Annotated in this window: 20 protein-coding genes; 15 read left to right on the top strand and 5 right to left on the bottom strand. The window is 46.4% G+C overall.

What is annotated here, in order from left to right; translation table 11 throughout:
* Window position 1: 1 nt before the first annotated feature.
* A complete protein-coding gene (locus tag QZL66_RS10630) occupies window positions 2-862 on the top strand; it encodes a tRNA lysidine(34) synthetase (protein WP_022411699.1) in 861 nt (286 codons plus the stop codon).
* Window positions 863-910: 48 nt separating this feature from the next.
* Here the strand turns inward: QZL66_RS10630 and QZL66_RS10625 are convergent, their stop codons facing one another.
* A complete protein-coding gene (locus QZL66_RS10625) occupies window positions 911-1,801 on the bottom strand; it encodes a hypothetical protein (protein ID WP_226942468.1) in 891 nt (296 codons plus the stop codon).
* A 35-nt stretch (window positions 1,802-1,836) separates the two neighbouring features.
* On the opposite strand from QZL66_RS10625, the gene QZL66_RS10620 reads away from it, so the two are divergent.
* The 4 genes from QZL66_RS10620 to pyk all read left to right on the top strand — a co-directional run bounded on the left by QZL66_RS10620 (window position 1,837) and on the right by pyk (window position 6,854).
* Window positions 1,837-2,070 (top strand): hypothetical protein, encoded by a 234-nt coding sequence (locus tag QZL66_RS10620; protein ID WP_293615053.1) that lies wholly within the window; start codon window positions 1,837-1,839, stop codon window positions 2,068-2,070.
* 14 nt (window positions 2,071-2,084) lie between these two features.
* A complete protein-coding gene (locus tag QZL66_RS10615; protein ID WP_022411697.1) occupies window positions 2,085-4,454 on the top strand; it encodes an ATP-dependent helicase in 2,370 nt (789 codons plus the stop codon).
* 33 nt (window positions 4,455-4,487) lie between these two features.
* Window positions 4,488-5,294, top strand: a complete 807-nt coding sequence (locus tag QZL66_RS10610; protein WP_022411696.1) for an amidohydrolase family protein — start codon at window positions 4,488-4,490, stop codon at window positions 5,292-5,294.
* A 141-nt stretch (window positions 5,295-5,435) separates the two neighbouring features.
* Window positions 5,436-6,854, top strand: a complete 1,419-nt coding sequence (gene pyk, locus QZL66_RS10605; RefSeq protein WP_022411695.1) for a pyruvate kinase — start codon at window positions 5,436-5,438, stop codon at window positions 6,852-6,854.
* A 116-nt stretch (window positions 6,855-6,970) separates the two neighbouring features.
* On the opposite strand, the gene QZL66_RS10600 is transcribed toward pyk, so the two are convergent.
* The 4 genes from QZL66_RS10600 to QZL66_RS10585 form a co-directional block, all read right to left on the bottom strand.
* Entirely contained in the window at window positions 6,971-7,903 is a 933-nt protein-coding gene (locus QZL66_RS10600; protein ID WP_022411694.1) for a PP2C family protein-serine/threonine phosphatase, read from the bottom strand.
* A gap of 305 nt (window positions 7,904-8,208) precedes the next feature.
* Window positions 8,209-8,820 (bottom strand): DnaJ domain-containing protein, encoded by a 612-nt coding sequence (locus tag QZL66_RS10595; protein ID WP_022411693.1) that lies wholly within the window; start codon window positions 8,818-8,820, stop codon window positions 8,209-8,211.
* Window positions 8,820-9,647: a DUF5685 family protein gene (locus QZL66_RS10590; protein WP_022411692.1), complete on the bottom strand. Its 828-nt coding sequence runs from the start codon at window positions 9,645-9,647 to the stop codon at window positions 8,820-8,822. Before QZL66_RS10590 ends, QZL66_RS10595 begins: the two co-directional genes overlap by 1 nt.
* A 9-nt stretch (window positions 9,648-9,656) precedes the next feature.
* A complete protein-coding gene (locus QZL66_RS10585) occupies window positions 9,657-10,061 on the bottom strand; it encodes a zinc ribbon domain-containing protein (protein ID WP_022411691.1) in 405 nt (134 codons plus the stop codon).
* A 263-nt stretch (window positions 10,062-10,324) separates the two neighbouring features.
* Here QZL66_RS10585 and QZL66_RS10580 point away from each other — a divergent pair, with 263 nt between their 5' ends.
* The 10 genes from QZL66_RS10580 to QZL66_RS10535 all read left to right on the top strand — a co-directional run bounded on the left by QZL66_RS10580 (window position 10,325) and on the right by QZL66_RS10535 (window position 19,738).
* Window positions 10,325-10,822 carry an NUDIX hydrolase gene (locus QZL66_RS10580; RefSeq protein ID WP_022411690.1) on the top strand — a complete coding sequence of 166 codons (498 nt, stop codon included), beginning with the start codon at window positions 10,325-10,327 and terminating at the stop codon, window positions 10,820-10,822.
* Between the two features lie 201 nt (window positions 10,823-11,023).
* Window positions 11,024-12,019 carry a glycosyltransferase family 2 protein gene (locus tag QZL66_RS10575; protein ID WP_022411689.1) on the top strand — a complete coding sequence of 332 codons (996 nt, stop codon included), beginning with the start codon at window positions 11,024-11,026 and terminating at the stop codon, window positions 12,017-12,019.
* A 24-nt stretch (window positions 12,020-12,043) separates the two neighbouring features.
* Entirely contained in the window at window positions 12,044-12,979 is a 936-nt protein-coding gene (locus QZL66_RS10570; RefSeq protein WP_022411688.1) for a WG repeat-containing protein, read from the top strand.
* Between the two features lie 109 nt (window positions 12,980-13,088).
* Window positions 13,089-13,586 carry a 5-(carboxyamino)imidazole ribonucleotide mutase gene (gene purE / locus QZL66_RS10565; protein ID WP_022411687.1) on the top strand — a complete coding sequence of 166 codons (498 nt, stop codon included), beginning with the start codon at window positions 13,089-13,091 and terminating at the stop codon, window positions 13,584-13,586.
* Window positions 13,587-13,674: 88 nt separating this feature from the next.
* The gene (purC, locus tag QZL66_RS10560; protein ID WP_022411686.1) at window positions 13,675-14,394 is read left to right on the top strand and encodes a phosphoribosylaminoimidazolesuccinocarboxamide synthase; all 720 of its coding nucleotides are present in this window, start codon (window positions 13,675-13,677) and stop codon (window positions 14,392-14,394) included.
* Between the two features lie 3 nt (window positions 14,395-14,397).
* On the top strand, window positions 14,398-15,819 hold the full coding sequence (locus QZL66_RS10555; RefSeq protein ID WP_022411685.1) for an amidophosphoribosyltransferase: 1,422 nt from the start codon (window positions 14,398-14,400) through the stop codon (window positions 15,817-15,819).
* Entirely contained in the window at window positions 15,780-17,258 is a 1,479-nt protein-coding gene (gene purF, locus QZL66_RS10550) for an amidophosphoribosyltransferase (RefSeq protein ID WP_369677375.1), read from the top strand. Before QZL66_RS10555 ends, purF begins: the two co-directional genes overlap by 40 nt.
* 30 nt (window positions 17,259-17,288) lie before the next feature.
* Entirely contained in the window at window positions 17,289-18,323 is a 1,035-nt protein-coding gene (gene purM / locus QZL66_RS10545; RefSeq protein ID WP_022411683.1) for a phosphoribosylformylglycinamidine cyclo-ligase, read from the top strand.
* A 25-nt stretch (window positions 18,324-18,348) separates the two neighbouring features.
* Complete coding sequence (gene purN / locus QZL66_RS10540; protein ID WP_022411682.1) at window positions 18,349-18,975, top strand: phosphoribosylglycinamide formyltransferase; 627 nt, start codon at window positions 18,349-18,351, stop codon at window positions 18,973-18,975.
* A 49-nt stretch (window positions 18,976-19,024) separates the two neighbouring features.
* The gene (locus QZL66_RS10535; RefSeq protein ID WP_022411681.1) at window positions 19,025-19,738 is read left to right on the top strand and encodes an IMP cyclohydrolase; all 714 of its coding nucleotides are present in this window, start codon (window positions 19,025-19,027) and stop codon (window positions 19,736-19,738) included.
* Window positions 19,739-19,747: the final 9 nt, after the last annotated feature.

Raw genomic sequence — 19,747 nt, 5'->3', positions numbered from 1 at the left:
AATGAAAGAACTTTCAAGAGCGCAGGAAATCGACCGCAGTATCATTCGGGAATTTCGTGTTTCCATCTGGAATGCATTTACCAAGGCGGTGAAAACGTATGAATTGATTCAGCCGGGAGATCGCATTGCAGTTTGTGTATCTGGCGGAAAAGACTCAATGCTCATGGCAAAATGTATGCAGCATTTTCAGAAATATGGGAACATTCCGTTTAAGTTGGAATTCCTGTGTATGAATCCCGGATATGCGGAGGAGAACTGGAATCAAATTCAAAAAAATGCGGAGATTTTACAGTTGCCTCTGCGCACATTTCAGACGAGAATTTTCGAGGTGGTAAATAAGCAGGAACGGCATCCCTGCTATCTCTGTGCCAGAATGCGGCGGGGACATTTGTACGAGGCAGCCAAGAATCTCGGCTGTAACAAGATCGCCTTGGGACATCATTTCGATGATGTCATTGAAACCATTCTCATGGGGATGCTCTATGGTTCTCAGACGCAGACAATGATGCCCAAACTGCATAGCGCAAACTTTTCCGGAATGGAATTGATTCGCCCGCTTTATTTCATGCGGGAAGCCGATGTCATCCAGTGGGCAGAGTTTCACCATCTGAAATTCATTCAGTGCGCCTGCCGGATGACGCAGGAGCATCCGGAGCAGGAAACTGCTTCAAAGCGCAAGGAAACCAAGGCGCTGATTGCCCAGCTGAAAAAGACCAATCCGGACGTGGAAAAGAATATTTTTAACAGCGTCTGCAATGTCAACCTCCGAACAATCATTTCCTACCACGATGGAGATGAATATCATCATTTCCTGGATCACTATGCAGATGGACTGCCGCTGACCGGCGGTTCTAAAGCCTAACTCAAAAGCACCTCTGGCAACGCTTGAATTGTCGGAGGTGCTTTTGAATTATTGCAGGATGCGGATTTGTTTCTGAAAAATTTTTCCATTCCATTGGCTGAAGCTGGAAAACGCCGCAAAAAACTCCTGTGACTCCGGTACTGCTATGGTTTCCTCCGGAACTGCATCTATGAAAAAAGGCAGCTTTGTCTGTGCGCCGGTGAAATATGCCACATATTGTGCCAGATAGACGACATCGGCGAGATTCAGCATCCCGTCATGATTGGCATCTCCGACAGAACAGGGAGTCGCCTCTCGGTTTTTCCACAAGAGCAGGGCATCCTTTTGCGTGAGCCGAAAATCGTCGTCGAGATCTCCCAAGACTTTTTGAAAGTGATAGGCGTAAATGCGCTGGAGACAATATCCCCGTGTAGTGGTTTCTGTATCTCCAAGATAGGATGCATAGAGAGAGCCAGAATCCAAGAGGTACAAGCGCTGTTCTGTGGTGTCCACAGTGTCAACCAAAACATAGTGATCGCTGCCAGAAGCTGTGGTCATCTGAAGAATGTACCCCCAGTCATTGCCGGAACCTGTTTGAGCGCAGTATGTATATGCCTGCTGGATACGCTCTGAAATAGTTCCCGAAAAATCATCAAATTCCGTTAGGACAAGAAATTCGGAGTATACTTCTGCAATGTGATCGGTCTTGACCAATTCCGGAGAGAGCAGCTGATGGACAAACGTAGTGTAGTAGGTATAGGAATCCGTCAATCCGTCCACTCCATCCACCGGAAGATTATATCGCACTGCCATTTTTGCCAGTGCATAGTTTAGACAGCCGTCTTGGTCAATGGCTGGGGTTTGCGTATCAGGTACAGCGAATTGCGTCCACGAGGCATAGGCTTCTGCTGCCGGAAGATCGGCAGTGTTTCCTCGCTCAAAGCTCTCGGCTTGTCCCAAAATCGGTGCGAATCGGAGAAACACAAGAAAAAGAAATGGAAAAACAAATACTTGAAACGTTCTCACAGAATATCCTTCTTTCTCAAAAATTTATGGCGCATGAAATAGGATATGCAGTGCGTTCTGCAATTAGAACCGTTTCACAGATGATTTTAGACAGAAAAAAAGACTTCTTCCCAGTGATTTGCGATGGAATTGTGAAAAATTCCGGTGCGCTCTTTTCAAATGGAAAAAGATATGCTATAATAGACAGAGTGAAATTCCAATAGAACGGAGAAAGCGTATGACAGAAACAGAGTGTATTGCATTAAAGAGAAGTGCGTTTGAAACCTATTTTCAAGAACTGAATGCGCAGCAGCGTCAGGCGGTATTTTCTGTAACAGGACCGGTCTTGGTGCTTGCCGGTGCCGGAAGCGGTAAGACGACCGCTATCATCCAGAGAATCGTCAATATGATTCATTTTGGGGACGGATATATGCAGGCTGATGCCTATCTCTCTGCGGAGGATGCAGCATGGCTGCGAGAATATCGGGAAGGCACTGTTCCAGCGGACTTAGAGCGAATGCGTGAGATTCTGGCAGTCCGTCCAATCCGTCCGTGGAACATTCTTGCGATTACGTTCACCAATAAGGCAGCAGGGGAGATGCGTGCAAGACTGGCGTCCACATTGGGCGAAGAAATGGCAGGACAGGTGAATGCATCTACATTTCATTCTGCCTGTGTCCGGATTCTGCGGCGCAGCATTGCACTCTTGGGATACGGAAATGATTTTGTCATTTACGATACGGATGATGCCAAACGTCTGATGAAAAATTGCCTTGCGGAGAATAATGTCTCAGAAAAACAGTTCCCGCCCCGCACGGTGATTCAGGAGATCAGCCGTGCTAAAGATGCGATGGTTTCTCCGGAGCAAATGCAGGAGGATTCAGCTGGTGATTATCGAAAGATGATGATTGCAAAATTGTATGCTGCCTATCAGCGCCACTTGCAGGAATCCAATGCGTTGGATTTTGATGATATTATCTATCTGACTGTGGAGTTGTTTCAAAAACATCCGGAGGAACTGGAAAAATATCAGGATCGTTATCGCTATGTACTGGTGGACGAGTATCAGGACACCAACCATGCGCAGTATCAGCTGGTATCGCTTTTGACCCGTCAGAACAAAAATCTCTGCGTTGTTGGAGACGATGACCAGAGCATTTACCGGTTTCGTGGCGCAACCATCGAGAATATTTTGGGATTTGAAGCGGAGTTTCCAAATTGCAGCGTCATTCGTCTGGAGCAGAACTACCGTTCCACACAGACTATTCTGGATGCGGCAAACAGCGTGATTGCCAACAATGAGGGACGAAAGGAAAAGCACCTTTGGACAGAACTTGGCACAGGTGACAAAATCGTCTGGTATCAGGCGGATGATGAGGCAGATGAAGCTGCATATGTGGTGGAATCCATTCAAAAGTCGGTGCAAAATGGCGGTACCTATGGAGAAAATGCCATTCTCTACCGAATGAATGCCCAGTCCAATGCGCTGGAGCGTGTCCTGATTCGAAAAGATATCCCGTACCGCATTTACGGAGGAACACGGTTCTATGACCGTAAGGAAATTCGGGATATGATTGCATACATGAGTATTGTAGAGAATCCCAGCGACATTGTTCGATTTGGTCGAATCGTCAATGAACCCAAGCGTGGAATCGGAGATGCAACGGTTGCGCTGATCGAAAACATCACAAGTGATCTGCATGTATCACCGTTGGAAGTGATGCAAAATGTGGATGACTATCCCGTACTCTCAAAGAAAGCGCAGGCGCTGAAAAAATTCGCACAGATGTGGACGGATTTGCAAAACGCTTCTTTGAAGATGACTTTGGAGGAGTTTCTGGACTATTTGCTGGACAAAACCGGATATCGCACGGCGATGCAGGCGCTCGGAGAAGAGGGTGAACTCCGTTTGGAAAATATCGAGGAATTGAAATCCTCGATGCACACTTATGAGGAGTCCGCAGAGGAAGCGACATTGAGCGGATTTTTGGAGGAAATTTCTCTTTACACTGATGTTGACAAGTATGAGCCGGATCAGGATGTGGTGATGCTTATGACGGTTCACTCTGCCAAAGGATTGGAATTTTCCAATGTCTATCTGGTAGGCATGGAACAGGGTGTGTTCCCTGGCATGCGGAGCATGGATGTCAAAGACGATGTGGAGGAAGAACGCCGGCTTGCTTATGTTGCCCTGACACGAGCCAAAAAGCACTTGACCATTAGTACCACTTCCAGCAGAATGCTGTTTGGAATGACCATGCGAAATCTTCCCTCGCAATTTTTGAAAGAGATTGATTCCAGCTTGATTGCGGTGGAGAAGAAGCAGCGTCCGTTTGGACAAAAAGCGGTTTCCAGAGCACCGGAACCGGTGCAGTCCATGTTTCTGCAAAGACAGATGACAGCCCAGAAATCGGCGAAACCCAGTCCGTCTGGAACAATAGATCTTCGGGTTGGTGATCGAATTCGGCACAAGACATTCGGTGAGGGCACGATTCTGTCGATGGAGAAAATGGGAAATGACACAATGCTGGAAATTGGTTTTGATCTGGTTGGTACTAAAAAGATTATGGCGAATTTCGCAAGATCCAAATTTCAGAAATTGTCTTGATGAAATTTGTGTTGCAGGAAAGAAGGAATCAATGTGAAAAATGGTTATCGTATAACAGATTCACATGCGCATATTTTTCCGGATAAAATTGCAGAGAAAGCGACAAATGGTATCTCCACATTTTATCATCTTCCCATGGAATACCACGGGAGAGTTTCCGAGATGCTGGAAAATGGGCGGGCTGCGGGAGTCGATCGGTTTTTGATTTGCTCTCCGGCAACCACCGTGACACAGGTGCATTCGATCAATGCGTTTTTGGCATCGTGTGAGGCAGCGTATCCCATGTGCACCGCATTTGGAACACTTCATCCGGCATCGGAGAATTTGGAAGAGGATTTTGAGCAACTGCAGAAGCTGCACTTGCACGGCGTAAAACTGCATCCGGACTTCCAGCGTTTTCCCATTGATGATCCGGCTGCTTATCCGATGTATGATATGATACAAAGTGCTGGTCTTCCGATTCTGATGCACATGGGAGATGCACGTTCTGACTTGTCCCATCCCATGCGATTGGCAGTGATTCTCCGACAATTCCCACGGCTCCGCATCATTGCTGCCCATCTGGGCGGCTGGGGGCGCTGGAAAGAGTCACAGGAAATTCTGAACGCCGATGAGCGGATACGCTTTGACACCAGCAGCAGCCTGCCGTTTTTATCGGTAGAAGAATCTGTTGATTTGATTCACCATTTTGGTGCGGAGAATTGCTTTTTCGGCGTGGATTATCCCATGTGGAGTTATCCGGAAGAACTGGAACGATTTTTTGCATTGCAGCTGTCGGATCTCGAAAATCGGGGAATTTTGTCTGAAAATCTAGAGCAGTGGCTCGGACTTCATGTGTAAAAGCATGTTTTGGCTTTCGATTATAAAGAAACATCGCAAATACTTTCAATAAAAATAACTTTTCATTTTCCGGATTTTGTGGTATACTATTAGAGTAAGGCAAATTTCATGGTGAAAAAGAGAAAAGGATGCGTGAATATTATGAGAAAAACAAAAATTGTATGTACGATCGGGCCGGCTACCGATGATGACGCAATCATGCGTCAGATCATGCTCTCTGGCATGAATGTAGCTCGCTTTAATTTTTCCCATGGCGATCATGAAACTCATCAGAAGCGGTTCGAACAGGTTTCCCGTCTGCGGGAAGAACTTGGTTTGCCGATTGCAACACTGATGGACACCAAAGGCCCTGAGATTCGTCTGGGACGCTTTGTGGATGATAAGCCGGTTACCATTGAAACAGGGGATACGTACACTTTGACAACAGAGGATGTCCTCTGTGATGAACATGTGGGAAGCGTGTCCTTTAAAAATCTCCCGCATGATGTGAAGCCGGGGGTACACGTACTGGTTAATGATGGTGCGATTGAAATGGTTGTTGAGAAGGTAACTGCCTCCAAAATTGTTTGCCATGTCATTCACGGCGGTGTACTTTCTAACAACAAGGGCATCAATGTTCCGGGTGTGCAGCTCTCCATGCCGTATTTGAGCGAGAATGATAAGAACGATTTGGAATTCGGCGCAAAGATGGGATTTGACTTTATCGCAGCAAGCTTTGTCCGGACTTCCGCAGATATCGACTATCTGAGAAAATATGCGCAGAGCCTCGGCTGGTTTGATGTTCGCATCATTGCGAAAATCGAAAATACAGAGGGTGTCCGCAATATCGACGAGATTCTGGAAGCATCCGACGGTATCATGGTCGCACGTGGCGACCTGGGCGTTGAGATCCCGTTTGAGCTGATTCCGTCTGTACAGAAGAAGCTGATCCGAAAGGGCTATCAGGCAGGCAAGCAAGTCATCACAGCAACACAGATGCTGGAGTCCATGATTTCCAACCCCCGTCCGACCCGTGCGGAGATCACAGACGTTGCCAATGCCATTTATGATGGTACGAGTGCAATCATGCTCTCCGGCGAAACCGCAGCTGGCTCATATCCGGTTGATGTCGTGCGCACCATGGACTTGATTGCACGCACCACGGAGGATGACATCGACTATAAGGGCATGCATTCCGCAAGCCGTACCAAGAAGAGCGATGACATCGCCAACGCTATTGCCCACGCTACTGTAACGACTGCACATGATTTGGATGCTGCTGCAATTTTGACAGTTACCATGTCGGGTGTGACTGCGCGGGAGATCTCGAAATACCGTCCGTACTGTCCGATCATCAGCTGCACTGTCAATGAGCGGGTACTGCGCCAGATGAATCTGAGCTGGGGCGTTTATCCGGTTTTGGTTGACGAAGTTTCCAATACGGATGCGCTGTTTGATGCCTCTATTCACGCAGCGTTGCAGTCTGACATCGTTACCAAGGGCGACATTGTTGTCATCACTGCCGGCGCACCGGTTGGTGTGTCGAATACCACAAACATGATGAAGGTAGAGCGCATCTAAGCACGGAAACCTGTGCCCAAAATTTTACTTTCAATCACAAAAACAGTAAGCAAAAAAGCACACGTATCCTTGAAATACGTGTGCTTTTTGTTTTGTGTGGCATTCCTGAAAAATCGTCAGGATTCTTCTGCCGATGCAACCGGTAACACTTCCAATACAATGCAAGTGACATTATCTGCGCCGCCATTTTGCAGCGCTGCCTGTACCAGTACGGCTGCTTCGTTAAAGTAATTCTGAGAGAGCAGATCAAAAATTTCGGTGTCGCTGCACATATTGGTCAGTCCATCTGTGCAAAGCAAAAATTTGCTTCCCATTTCCAAAGGAACCAGAGGCCTGCTGTCCGCATTAAGCCCTAGTTTTTTGTGGTCTGACCCAATGAACAACGTTAGCCGATGCTGATCCGGACTCTTTTTTGCTTCCTCTTCTGTGTAGATTGCAGCATCTACTTTTTGATTGGCAACCGTATGATCCCTTGTCAGACGAGTCAGCCCATCTGATTTATAGCGATAGATCCGGCTGTCACCAAGGTAGTAGAGCTTAATAGAATCTCGCAGAAAGTAGAGCATGGAAAATGTAGTTCCGCCTGTTGTGCAATGCTTTTCTGCAAGCATGTCACAAATTGCGTCGTTGGCTTCTGTGGTAAACGAGGAAACCAGCTGATCCAGCATACGTGTCCCGTCTGCATATTTCAGTTTTTTCTCGTATTTCCGAAGCTTTTGCACTGCAATTTCGGAGGCAACTTCGCCGTAAGCGGCACCGCCCATGCCGTCAAAAACCGCAAAACTCATGCCGTCGGCATTGCGAATGGTATACGTTGCAGAAAAATCATTTCGGAAGATGTCGTTCATATATAGACCTTCCAAATAAAAATTGTCCTCGTGGTTTCCACGAACCTTTCCGATATGCGTGGCAACGGAAACACGCAGACAATAGTCTGTCAGGCCGGAATGAAAAAATGGTTCTGTCGATTCTCCAGGGTAGTTGCCGCCATAATAAAAAAAATGATTTTGACTGCGATCTTCATCTGTATTTTTATGATTGAAAAACATCACAGATTCTCCTTACGAATAGACATTTGACATATCCAGTCATGTTATGCCTGCCAACGGATGAAAAGGAAAGACAGGCAAAACAGAAAATCTTATCGGTGATTTTCTGGAAAAATGGACGTTTTGGAATCAGTCTGCATCTCACTGTTCCCAAAACGGTAGAAGTACTACCCAATTTATTTTATCATATTTTCAGAGGAAAGTAAACACCTTCCCGGCAAAAAATGTGATTCTCCATGCATTTTTTTCGAATCCTGCATTTTTTTCAAATTTTCTTGTGCAATTCTTCCAAAGAAAATGGGCGCTTAGGAACAGCCGAAGCAGCAATTGCAAACTGCATTCAGAATCAGATTGGCAGCACAGCAGCGGACACATTCTGAGTTGAACGAAGAGCTGTTTTCCAGATAGGGCTGCTGCATTTGCTGGTAGGAATAACCGGAGAACTCCAGCTGCCGGACAAGGTTCTGATATTCCGGATTCGTCGGTTCCATCTGTGCGGCAGTTCTTGCATACTGAATCGCTGTTGCATTGTTGCCGGCACCGGAATGTGCGACAGCACTAACATAATACCACTGTGCGGTTCTCGGCTGGATATCCTCCAAAACACGAATGGCTTCTTGGAATCGTCTGTTTTGGATGAAGTTTACCGCTGCTTGAAGGTGAAGATCGTTTTGGTCGCTGGTGCTTCGGCTCTGACGGAATCCGTCATATCCGCTGGATTGGCTTCCGCCCTGCCGCTGGTCCATAATGGTTTGGTATGCCTGCTGAATCTGCTTGAACTTTTCCTCGTAGGCAGCTGCGTTTGGATTTCCGACGTTTGCATCAGGATGGTACTGACGGCTCAGCTTCCGATATGCTTTTTTGATTTCCTGCTCTGAGGCATTGCGGGAAATGCCCAATATTTCATAAGGATCCATTAGTTGTCCTCCTGTTTCTTTTTGGTATAGAATCGTGTCCAGATGCCGGCGTATAAAATGTTTCGCAAAATGTCGGCATATTTCAGGATAGGAAGCCGTTCAAATTCTGCAGCGCAGGAAGATGCCATTAAGCGCAGAAGATTTTCACAGACTTTTGGAAAATCTGCTTCCTGTGCTGCAAGAAATCGAAGCGGGTTATAGCAATTCTTTTTTTGATCTTTTTCCAAATCATCATAGGCATCTAAAAGATAGACGAATTTCCCTAAGAAAAAACCGATCTGGAATAACGATTCTTTCCATATGTCCTCTTTCCAAGCAAAAATTTCCCCTAAGATTGCACCGAAGCATCCTGCCGGAAGATCCGAATTGGACTCTTGTGCTTTTTCATAGTGATGAAGCTGCTGCAGATGCGTTTGAATTTTCGCTGTTTTTTGAGGATACTTTTCTTGCGCCTGTTTATAGTCCCTGGATAAGAAATCGGCAGCAACTTTTCGGGTAAATTTACGCTCGTCATTCCAGTCGTCTATGCATTTTTCCCGATACAGGAGCAGACTCATATCTGCTGCATAATCAATGACCGCACTTTTTTTCTGAAGCTGTTTGCAAAATGGATGCGCAATACACCTGCGTTTTTGCAGTTCTTCATTCGGCTCATACAGACCGGAGAGCAGTAAAACCAGAAATGTCATGTCATAGCTGATAGTGCATCGTGCCAATGAGCCATACTGACGGTGCAGTGCCTCGCACAACCCGCAATAGCAGGCACGGTAGTCATCGTATTCCCGAAACTTTAACTCGGGTTTTAGAATGCGTATATACCCGTACATTGCTGTGATTTAACTCCGTTTCATAAATTCTTTGTGGCATTTTGGACAGGTGACGCTCACCTTGCCGTGACCTTTTGGAATGCGCAGCTTTTGACCGCACTGAGGACACGGAAAAATTCGATAGATTCTCCGCACTCTCTTTTTCTCCGGACTTTGAAATATGCCAAAAACTTTTTCCAAGCCAAGCTCGAACTTCCGATTTTCAGCAACTCGTGCCTCAATGTTTTTGGAGAGAATGCGGTAATATGCGTAGATGAGAACCAAAAAGGCTGGAATGTCCAGAATTCGAAGCTGAAGAAGCGCTGCAATTACAATGAGAACTAAGAATGCGCCCAGCAGAAAAAGATTTAGCTTATCATTTCCGCCGTATCTGCCCTGCATCCATTGGGAGTATCGTTTTTTCAAATCTGGCATCGAGCATCCAACCTTTCTGTTTAGAACAATAAGAATTTTGCGTGGTGCAGAATCTATTGTGAGAAGCTTTGCTTACCAGTATACCATATTTTTTCCAGAAAGAAAAGTGCTTTTTCGAATTTTCATCCAATTTTCAGAATATTCCGGGGAAAAGGGAACGAATTCCTTAAAAATCAAATTTTCACTTGACGAAATTATAGTTTTCATGCTACAATATAGAATAGAAGAAGTCATATGAATTTTGCGAAAGAGGTTGGATTGCAATGGAAGAATGGATGGATGTTTATGATGTGTCTGGAAAAAAGACGGGAAAAACAGTACTGCGGGGGTCTTCACTTCAAGAGGGAGAATATGTCCTCTGTACGCATGTCATTCTCCGAAATTCGGACGGTCGCTTTTTGATTCAGCAGCGCTCAGCAATTAAGGCAACCAGACCCGGCGTGTGGGATATCACTGCCGGTGCTGTAGATGCCGGAGAAAACAGTCTGGACGGTGCGCTTCGGGAAGCGCAGGAGGAAATCGGGCTTCAGCTGTCACGGGAAAAGATGCAGTTCTTATTCCGAGATCAACGGAAACATACATTCCATGATGTCTACTATATCTGCATGCCGTTTACATTGGAACAGTGCAAAATGCAGGAATCTGAAGTGCAGGCGCTCCGATTGGCGGACAAAGAGTCGTTTTTTGCGCTGCTGCAAAGTATGACATACCGTTCAGACAATTACAAGAATCGTCTGATTTCTTTTTTGCGTGAAATTTGAACGTGCTTGCAGGACATTTGTTTTTGAATTTGAAAAAAATATTCCTCGCAAGGTCTTGTAAAGTGGGGAAAAAGGTGGTATAATAAAGAAAGCGTGTCGAACGAAACGGAACAGTGTTCTCGAAAAAAAGATGCGGACTGATTGGAATGCGGCGTGGCTTAAAATGTTAGAGCCTTTGCCGGATGACAGAAGGGGATGACTATGAAAAAAATTTCTGTTGTAGTGCCCTGCTATAATGAGCAGGAAGTGCTGCCGCTTTTTTATACAGAGATTCAAAAAGTAATGACGGAAATTCGGCAGGAGCATCCGGATACGGATTTTGAGTTGCTTTTTATCAATGATGGTTCACGGGACGGAACGCTGTCTAAACTCCGGGAACTGGCAAAAGCAGATTCCAGAGTACGGTATATCTCGTTTTCCCGGAATTTTGGAAAAGAAGCCGGCATGTTCGCCGGTTTGGAAAATGCATCGGGTGATTATGTCGTTGTCATGGATGCGGATTTGCAGCATCCGCCTGCATTTTTGCCGAAGATGTATAATTATGTGCTCAGCGGTGAATATGACTGTGCCACAACAAGACGCGTGAGCCGAAAAGGAGAGCCAAAGCTGTTGTCATGGTTCTCCCGAAAGTTCTACAAGATCATGAACAAGATTTCTCAGACGGAAATTGTAGACGGTGCACAGGATTTTCGCTTTATGACAAGACAGATGGTGGACTCTATTCTCTCTATGCGGGAATATAACCGGTTTTCCAAAGGTATTTTCAGCTGGGTTGGATTTCGCACCAAATACATTGAGTACGAGAATGTGGAGCGTGCTGCCGGGACGAGTACATGGTCGTTCTGGAAGCTGTTCCGCTATGCGCTGGAGGGATTCTTTGCATTTTCCACAGCGCCCCTTGCGCTCTCTTCTTTCCTCGGTGTCATCAGCTGTCTGCTGGCATTTGTGATGGTGATTGTTTTCATTATTAAGACAATCTTCTTCGGTGAAACCGAAAAGGGCTTCCCAACTTTGATTTGCGCCATTTTCTTTATGGGCGGCTTGCAGCTGTTCTGTACCGGAATTTTAGGACAATATTTGGCAAAAACTTATTTGGAAACCAAAAAGCGTCCGATTTACCTGGTCGCAGAAACTGAGAAAGACATTCCACGGGAATCAGAGACAAAAGAACAAGGGACAGAAAAGGAAGCAGAATAATGCGTGGTGCAGGAGATCTGTTATATGAATAAACACACCAAACTGCTCATGGGAATCCTAATAGTTGTATTGGTTTTATTGGTAATTGCAACGGTTAGTTTTTCTCTGGATGTTTCGAAAAGTTCAAAGGAAAATCACGTACAGTCAGCAGACGACAGTGTGAGCTCTAATGGAAATCGAATCACAGAAAATGAAATGCATATGTATGGTGTGGCAGATTCTTCGGGAAATATGGTCATTGAAGCCATGTGGAAGCACTTGTATTTTATCGGTACTGACTATGTTGTGGCGACGCAAACAGAGGCGGGCGGCGGTCAAACCGGAATTTTGGATTTGGAGGGAAATGTAATCGTCCCTTTCGTCTATTCCGAAATTCAAACGCTGACATCTTCTTTTTATTTGGCATCGTTTGCAGATTCTAGTTGCGGACGGTTTGTCTTGTATGACGATTCGTTTCGTGCGGAAAACGCCTGCACATGGGATGACTGCCAAGCAGAAAAAGATCAGATCACATTGAAAAAAGGAAAAGATTCTTTTTCTTTTGTGATTTCTGATGATACATTGACGCTGAAAAAGATGGAGTTGATTCGAACCGATGAAAATACCGCTTTTTCTGTCAATTATGATGCGGCTCTTTCCATTGATCAGCTGTTTCCGAACCAATGGCGTGCTATGGCGGATGTAGTGCAGCAGTGTCTGTCCCTGCTTCGCACACAGGATACGGAATCTGTGGCAAAAATCACAGATTCTGAGCATGAAAAAAGTGTCCTGCAATCTTTTGCAGTGGAAAATGCGGACTCGATCCAATGGGATGAGGATATCTACCTGTCCGAAAATGAGGCTGGCTCTTTTGTGTGGCAGATTGGATTCCAAAAAGGAGAAAGGCATTACACCTGCATCATGAACATTGCAGAGGAAACAGATGGAACTTGGATGATAACAGGATTGCAGATCAATTAGAACTGCGGCTCTGTTCATGATCTGTTTGATTCTTTTGAACAGATCAATATAGAAAGCGTAGAAATCGCCCGTGTGGCGATTGTTCAGCTTGAAATCAGGAGGAATTCGTATGGCAAAAAAAGTAGCAGTAATTATGGGAAGCGACAGCGACCTGCCAGTTGTTAAGGGTGCATTGACAGAACTGGACCATTTTGGAATTTCCTACGAAGTGCATGTCATGTCGGCTCACAGAACGCCGGCACTGGCAGCAGAATTTGCAGGGAACGCAAAGAAAAATGGATTTGGTGTCATTCTGGCAGCAGCTGGAAAGGCAGCACATCTGGGCGGCGTTCTGGCTGCGCATACCACACTGCCGGTAATCGGAATTCCAGTAAAGTCCTCGACTTTGGATGGATTGGATGCACTGCTGGCAACGGTTCAGATGCCGAAAGGCATTCCGGTGGCTACTGTTGCAATTGATGGTGCAGCAAATGCAGCAATTCTGGCTGCACAGATGCTTGCTCTGTCGGATCCGGAAATTGATGCCAAGCTGGAACAGATGAAAGCGGATATGGAACAGGGCGTAAAGGAAAAAGACGCAAAGATTTCGGCAGAATATCATTCCTGATGCTGCTGATTGAGAGTCTGTTTCAGCAGATTTGCTGAGAATGGATTCTGATTTAAATTGTAAATTAAAAAATATGGAGGAAACAAAAATGGCGAACTGGGAAAAGAAAGAACAGCTCTATGAGGGCAAGGCTAAGAAGGTATTCGCAACACAGGATCCGGAAGTTGTAATTGTAGACTACAAGGATGACGCAACCGCATTCAACGGTGAAAAGAAGGGCACAATTGTTGGTAAGGGCGTTATCAACAACCGCATGTCCAACTACATCATGAAGCAGCTGGCAAAGGAAGGCGTTCCGACTCATCTGGTAGAGGAGCTGAGCGATCGTGAAACCGCAGTCAAGAAGGTTTCCATTGTTCCGCTGGAAGTGATTGTAAGAAATGTAGCTGCCGGCAGCTTTTCTAAGCGCATGGGCGTAGAAGAGGGTAAGGCACTGCTCTGCCCGATTGTGGAGTTCAGCTACAAGTGCGATGAACTGAACGATCCGTTCATCAATGATGACTATGCACTGGCACTGGGTTTGGCAACACAGGAAGAAATCGACACCATTAAGAACTATACTCGCAAAGTTAACGAAGTTCTGAAGAAGTTCTTCCTCAGCATCGGCATTCGTCTGATCGACTTCAAGATTGAATTCGGACGCCTGGCAGATGGCACCATCATTCTGGCAGATGAGATTTCTCCGGATACCTGCCGTCTGTGGGATGTTAAGACCAACGAGAAGCTGGACAAGGATCGTTTCCGCAGAGATATGGGCGGTACCGAAGAGGCTTATCATGAAGTCATGAAGCGTATCTTTGGAGAATAATCAATGGGTGGATTTTTTGGCGCAGTTTCCGCCAACGACTGCATTTCGGACGTTTTTTTTGGAACAGACTATCACTCTCATCTTGGAACAAGACGTGGCGGCATGACATCTTATGCAAAGGAACTGGGATTTCAGCGGAACATTCACAGCATTGAAAACTCTCCTTTCCGGACAAAATTTGAAAAAGATGTAGAAAAAATGAGGGGCAATATTTGTATCGGCTGCATTAGCGATACAGATCCTCAGCCGATTATGGTGCGGTCCAAGCTGGGACTTTATGCAGTTTGTTCTATCGGCGTCATTCAGAATGCCAGAGAGCTTTCCGAAGAGCTGCTGGAAAATGGATGCGCCAACTTTGAGACAATGAGCAGCGGAAGCATCAATTCCGGTGGCTTGATCGGTGCATTGATCGCACAGAAGTCCTCTTTTGTGGAGGGCATCCGTTATGCACAGGAAAAAATTGAGGGTACCATGTCTCTGGCAATCATGACAGAGGATTCAATTCTTTGCGCACGAGACAAAAGTGGTCGCCTTCCCATTTTGATTGGAGAGCGTTCCGATGGATATTGCTTTTCCTTTGAGTCGTTCGCCTATCAGAAGCTTGGATATGAGACGTGTCATGAATTAAAGGCAGGAGAGATCCTGAAGCTGACAAAGGATGGCTACGAAATTTTGGCGGAGGGAACCGATCAGATGAAAATCTGTACGTTCCTCTGGACATACTATGGATATCCCACTGCCTGCTACGAGGGCGTAAACGTGGAGCTGATGCGGACACGAAACGGCGAGATCATGGCAGAGTCGGATATGAAAAACGGAAAGCTTCCGGACGTGGATTTTGTTTGCGGTATTCCGGATTCTGGCGTTCCCCATGCCATTGGCTATGCCAATAAGAGCGGAATTCCGTTTGCTAGACCTTTTATCAAGTACACCCCGACATGGCCGAGAAGCTTTATGCCGACAAATCAATCCATGCGGAATCGTGTTGCAAAAATGAAACTGATTCCTGTTCCGGAATTGATTCGCGGAAAGAAGCTTTTGTTTGTAGATGACAGCATTGTAAGAGGCACACAAATGCGGGAAACGGTAGAGTTTCTCTATGAAAACGGTGCGAAGGAAGTTCACATGCGATCTGCCTGTCCGCCGATTATGTATGGCTGTAAATACCTGAACTTTTCCAGAAGCACATCTGAGCTGGAACTGATTGCCAGACAGATTATTGATGAAAACGAGGGAATTGCAGGAATACAGTACATTGATGAGTACAGCAATGCTAATACAGAACGCGGTAAGCTGCTTCGGGATGAGATTTGTCGGCGGTTGAAACTGACATCTTTGGAATTCCAGTCTTTGGAAGGCACGATTCAAGCAGTCGGAAAACCGGAATGTCACCTGTGTTCCTATTGCTGGAATGGAAGGGAATGATTGAGTTGATGACAGGACTGCATGAGGAATGCGGTGTATTTGGCGTTTATTCTCCGCGGACGACAGACGTGGCAGCAATGACTTATGCGGCACTCTATGCGCTGCAACATCGTGGACAGGAGAGCTGCGGAATCGTTGTAAATGACAGAGGAATTTTTTCACATCATAAAGATCTCGGACTGGTACCGGAAGTATTTCATCATGATCAGATTGAAAGACTCGGACAAGGGAATATTTCGATCGGTCATGTGAGATATTCAACTACCGGAAAGCCAAGCCGTTCTAATGCGCAGCCAATCGTTGTGCGTCATGTGAAAGGACCGATGTCGATTGCACATAACGGAAATCTGGTAAATGCACATGAATTGCGAAAAAAATATGAGCTGAAAGGCGCTATTTTTCACACAACCAATGATACAGAAGTCATTTCTTATGCAGTGACGGAACAGCGTCTGAAGCGTTCCTCTATTGAGGAAGCTGTAGAGTATGCGATGTATGATCTTCGTGGCGCATATTCGCTGGTTGTGATGTCGCCGCAGAAATTGATCGCAGCACGGGATCCTAATGGCTTCCGTCCGCTGTGCATGGGAAAGTGCAAGGATGGCAGCATTGTCTTTGCATCGGAGACCTGTGCACTGGACAGTGTGGGTGCTGAGTTTGAACGGGAAGTAGAACCGGGAGAGATTGTTGTCGTGGACAGCGAGTCAGTCCGCTCCATTCGGACGCATTGCGGAAGAAAACCCAGTCTTTGCGTTTTCGAATATGTTTACTTTGCCCGTCCAGATTCGGTGATCAATGGATGCTGTGTGCATGATGCGAGAATCCGTGCCGGAAAGCTGCTGTGGAAAGAGCATCCGGTAGAAGCGGATGTAGTCATCGGTGTTCCGGACAGCGGTTTGGATGCTGCGCTTGGCGTTTCGCAGGCTTCCGGAATTCCTTATGAAGTTGGTTTTGTCAAGAATCGTTACGTGGGGAGAACATTCATTCAGCCCTCTCAGAAAATGCGGACAGATTCTGTTCGGATCAAGTTGAATGTCGTAAAAAGTGTGGTCGCTGGGAAGCGTGTCATTCTGGTGGACGACAGTATTGTGCGTGGCACGACCTGTCAGCGGATCGTAAATCTGCTGCGGGAGGCTGGTGCACGGGAAGTGCATATGCGGATCTCATGTCCGCCGTTTACAAACCCCTGCCATTTTGGCGTGGACATTGACAGCAAAGAAAATCTGATTGCCTGTCAGATGACCATTCCGGAAATTTGTAAACATATTGGCGCTGACACATTGGGATATTTGAGCATAGATGGGGTGCAGTCGCTGGCATCGCCGGAAATGAAGCCCATGGAGGGATTCTGTACGGCATGCTTTACTGGCAACTATCCCATCGAAGTTCCAAAGGAAATGCCAAAGGATAAGTTTGAAAAGAAGATTGGCGAAGAATAACAGGACAAAAAACGGAGGTAAAACGAAATCATGGAGAGCTATTCAGAGAGCTATAAAAAGGCAGGCGTAGACGTCACCGCTGGCTATAAGGCAGTCGCATTGATGAAGTCCCACATTGCCAGAACCATGACGCAAAATGTTTTGACAGATATTGGCGGCTTTGGCGGTCTTTATGCACTTGACGTAGCTGGAATGCAGCAGCCGGTATTGGTTTCCGGTACAGATGGTGTCGGCACAAAGCTGAAAATCGCCTTTCTGATGGACAAACATACCACAATCGGTATTGACTGCGTGGCAATGTGCGTAAACGATATCATTTGCTGTGGTGCAAAGCCGCAGTTCTTCCTGGACTACATTGCACTGGGAAAAAACGTTCCGGAAAAGGTTGCAGCAATTGTTTCCGGTGTGGCTGAGGGCTGCGTACAGGCAGGCTGCGCACTGGTTGGCGGCGAAACTGCCGAGATGCCTGGCTTCTATCCGGAGGATGAGTATGATGTCGCTGGTTTTGCCGTTGGTGTGGTGGATCGGAACAAGATTCTGGATTCCAACACACAGAAGGCTGGCGATGTGCTGATCGCCCTGCAGTCCAGCGGTGTACATTCTAACGGATATTCTCTGATTCGGAACGTATTCACCGTAAACAGCCAGAATCTGGCACGGTATTTTCCGGATCTGGGTACCACTCTTGGCGAGTGTCTGCTGACACCGACCAAGATCTATGTGTCTGCAATCCAGAGCCTGCTGCAGGAAGTTCCTGTAAAGTCTATTGCACACATCACAGGCGGCGGCTTCTACGAGAACATTCCCCGTGCACTGAAGAAGGGACTTTCCGCAAAAATCAACCGTAATGATGTTCAGGTTCTCCCGATTTTTGATCTGATTGCAAAAACCGGAAACATTCCGGAACATGATATGTTTAATACATTTAACATGGGCGTTGGCATGATGGTTTGCGTTTCTGCGGAAGATGCAGACCGTGCAGTTCGTGTACTGAACGAAGCCGGCGAAACTGCCTATGTGCTGGGTGAACTGGTAGAGTCTGACGAGGGCGTTATTTTAGGATAAGTTTGTACGAAAGGCGGTGCGGAAGGTGAAAAATATTGTTGTACTCGTTTCCGGCGGCGGAACGAATTTGCAGGCTTTGATCGATGCGCAGAAAGCTGGAAAAATTCCGAACGGCCGAATCACTTGTGTGATTTCGTCAAATGCAGATGCATATGCGCTGGTACGTGCCAAAGAAAATGGAATTGGAACACGGGTGCTTTCTCCGAAGTCCTATCCGACAAAGTCTGCGTATGCGGATGCGCTTCTTGAAGCACTGTTTCAGGAGTATGCGGATTTGATCGTGCTGGCAGGCTTCATGACCATTCTGGATGAAAAGGTTATTCGTGCCTATCATAATCAGATCATCAATGTACATCCGTCTTTGATCCCGTCTTTCTGTGGTGCCGGCTACTATGGGCTTCGTGTTCATGAGGCAGCGCTGGAGCGTGGTGTCAAGTACACGGGTGCGACGGTGCATTTTGTCAATGAGATTGCAGATGACGGTCCGATCATTTTGCAAAAGCCGGTTGCTGTACAGCCAGATGATACGCCTGAAATTTTGCAGAAGCGTGTGATGCAAGAGGCAGAGTGGCTGATTTTGCCGCGAGCAGTCAGCTTGTTCTGTGACAATAAATTAGAAGTAAAGGGAAGAACTGTTCGTGTCCTGAGCTAAAGTGTTTGGCATGGGAGATGAAAGGGTTTGTTCGTGCAGGAGGAATTCTATGAAAATGGTATCTTTGCAGCAGGAGCTGCAGCAAAATTCCTATCCGGGCAGAGGCATTGTCCTCGGCTGTTCTCCGGATGGACGTTATGCAGTTTCCGCTTATTTTATTATGGGACGAAGCGAAAACAGCCGAAATCGTGTGTTTGTCATAGATGGTGACGGAATCCGTACTCAGGCGTTTGATCCGTCTAAGATGGTGGATCCCAGCCTGATCATTTACGCACCGGTTCGTGTGCTTGGCGACTATACAATTGTTACCAATGGCGATCAGACCGATACGATCTATGATTTGATGAAGGTAGGAAAGACGTTTGAGGAATCGCTGCGCACACGGGAGTTTGAGCCTGATGCGCCGAACTACACACCGAGAATTTCCGGATTGATTGACCAGACAAATCATGGCTTTTCTTATGCGCTTTCCATTTTGAAGAGTGCAGATGGCGATCCTGCTTCGTGCCAGAGATACACTTTCACTTATTCCAATCCCCGTCCCGGCATCGGTCATTTCATTCACACCTACGAAAATGACGGGAATCCGCTGCCCAGCTTTTCTGGGGAGCCGAAAAAGGTGGAAATTTCCGGCGATATCGATACATTTACGACTATGCTTTGGAAAAGCCTGAATGCGGACAATAAGGTTTCTCTCTTTGTTCGCTACATCGATTTGAAAACAAATCAGGCTGAAACACGTCTTATTAATAAGAACCAGTGAGGAGGTTCC

The organism is Ruminococcus sp. CAG:330 (assembly GCF_000437175.1).
GTDB lineage: Bacteria > Bacillota > Clostridia > Oscillospirales > Ruminococcaceae > Ruminococcus_C.
Note: the sequence above shows the minus strand (reverse complement) of the source record. Positions and strands in the feature narration are given on the sequence as shown.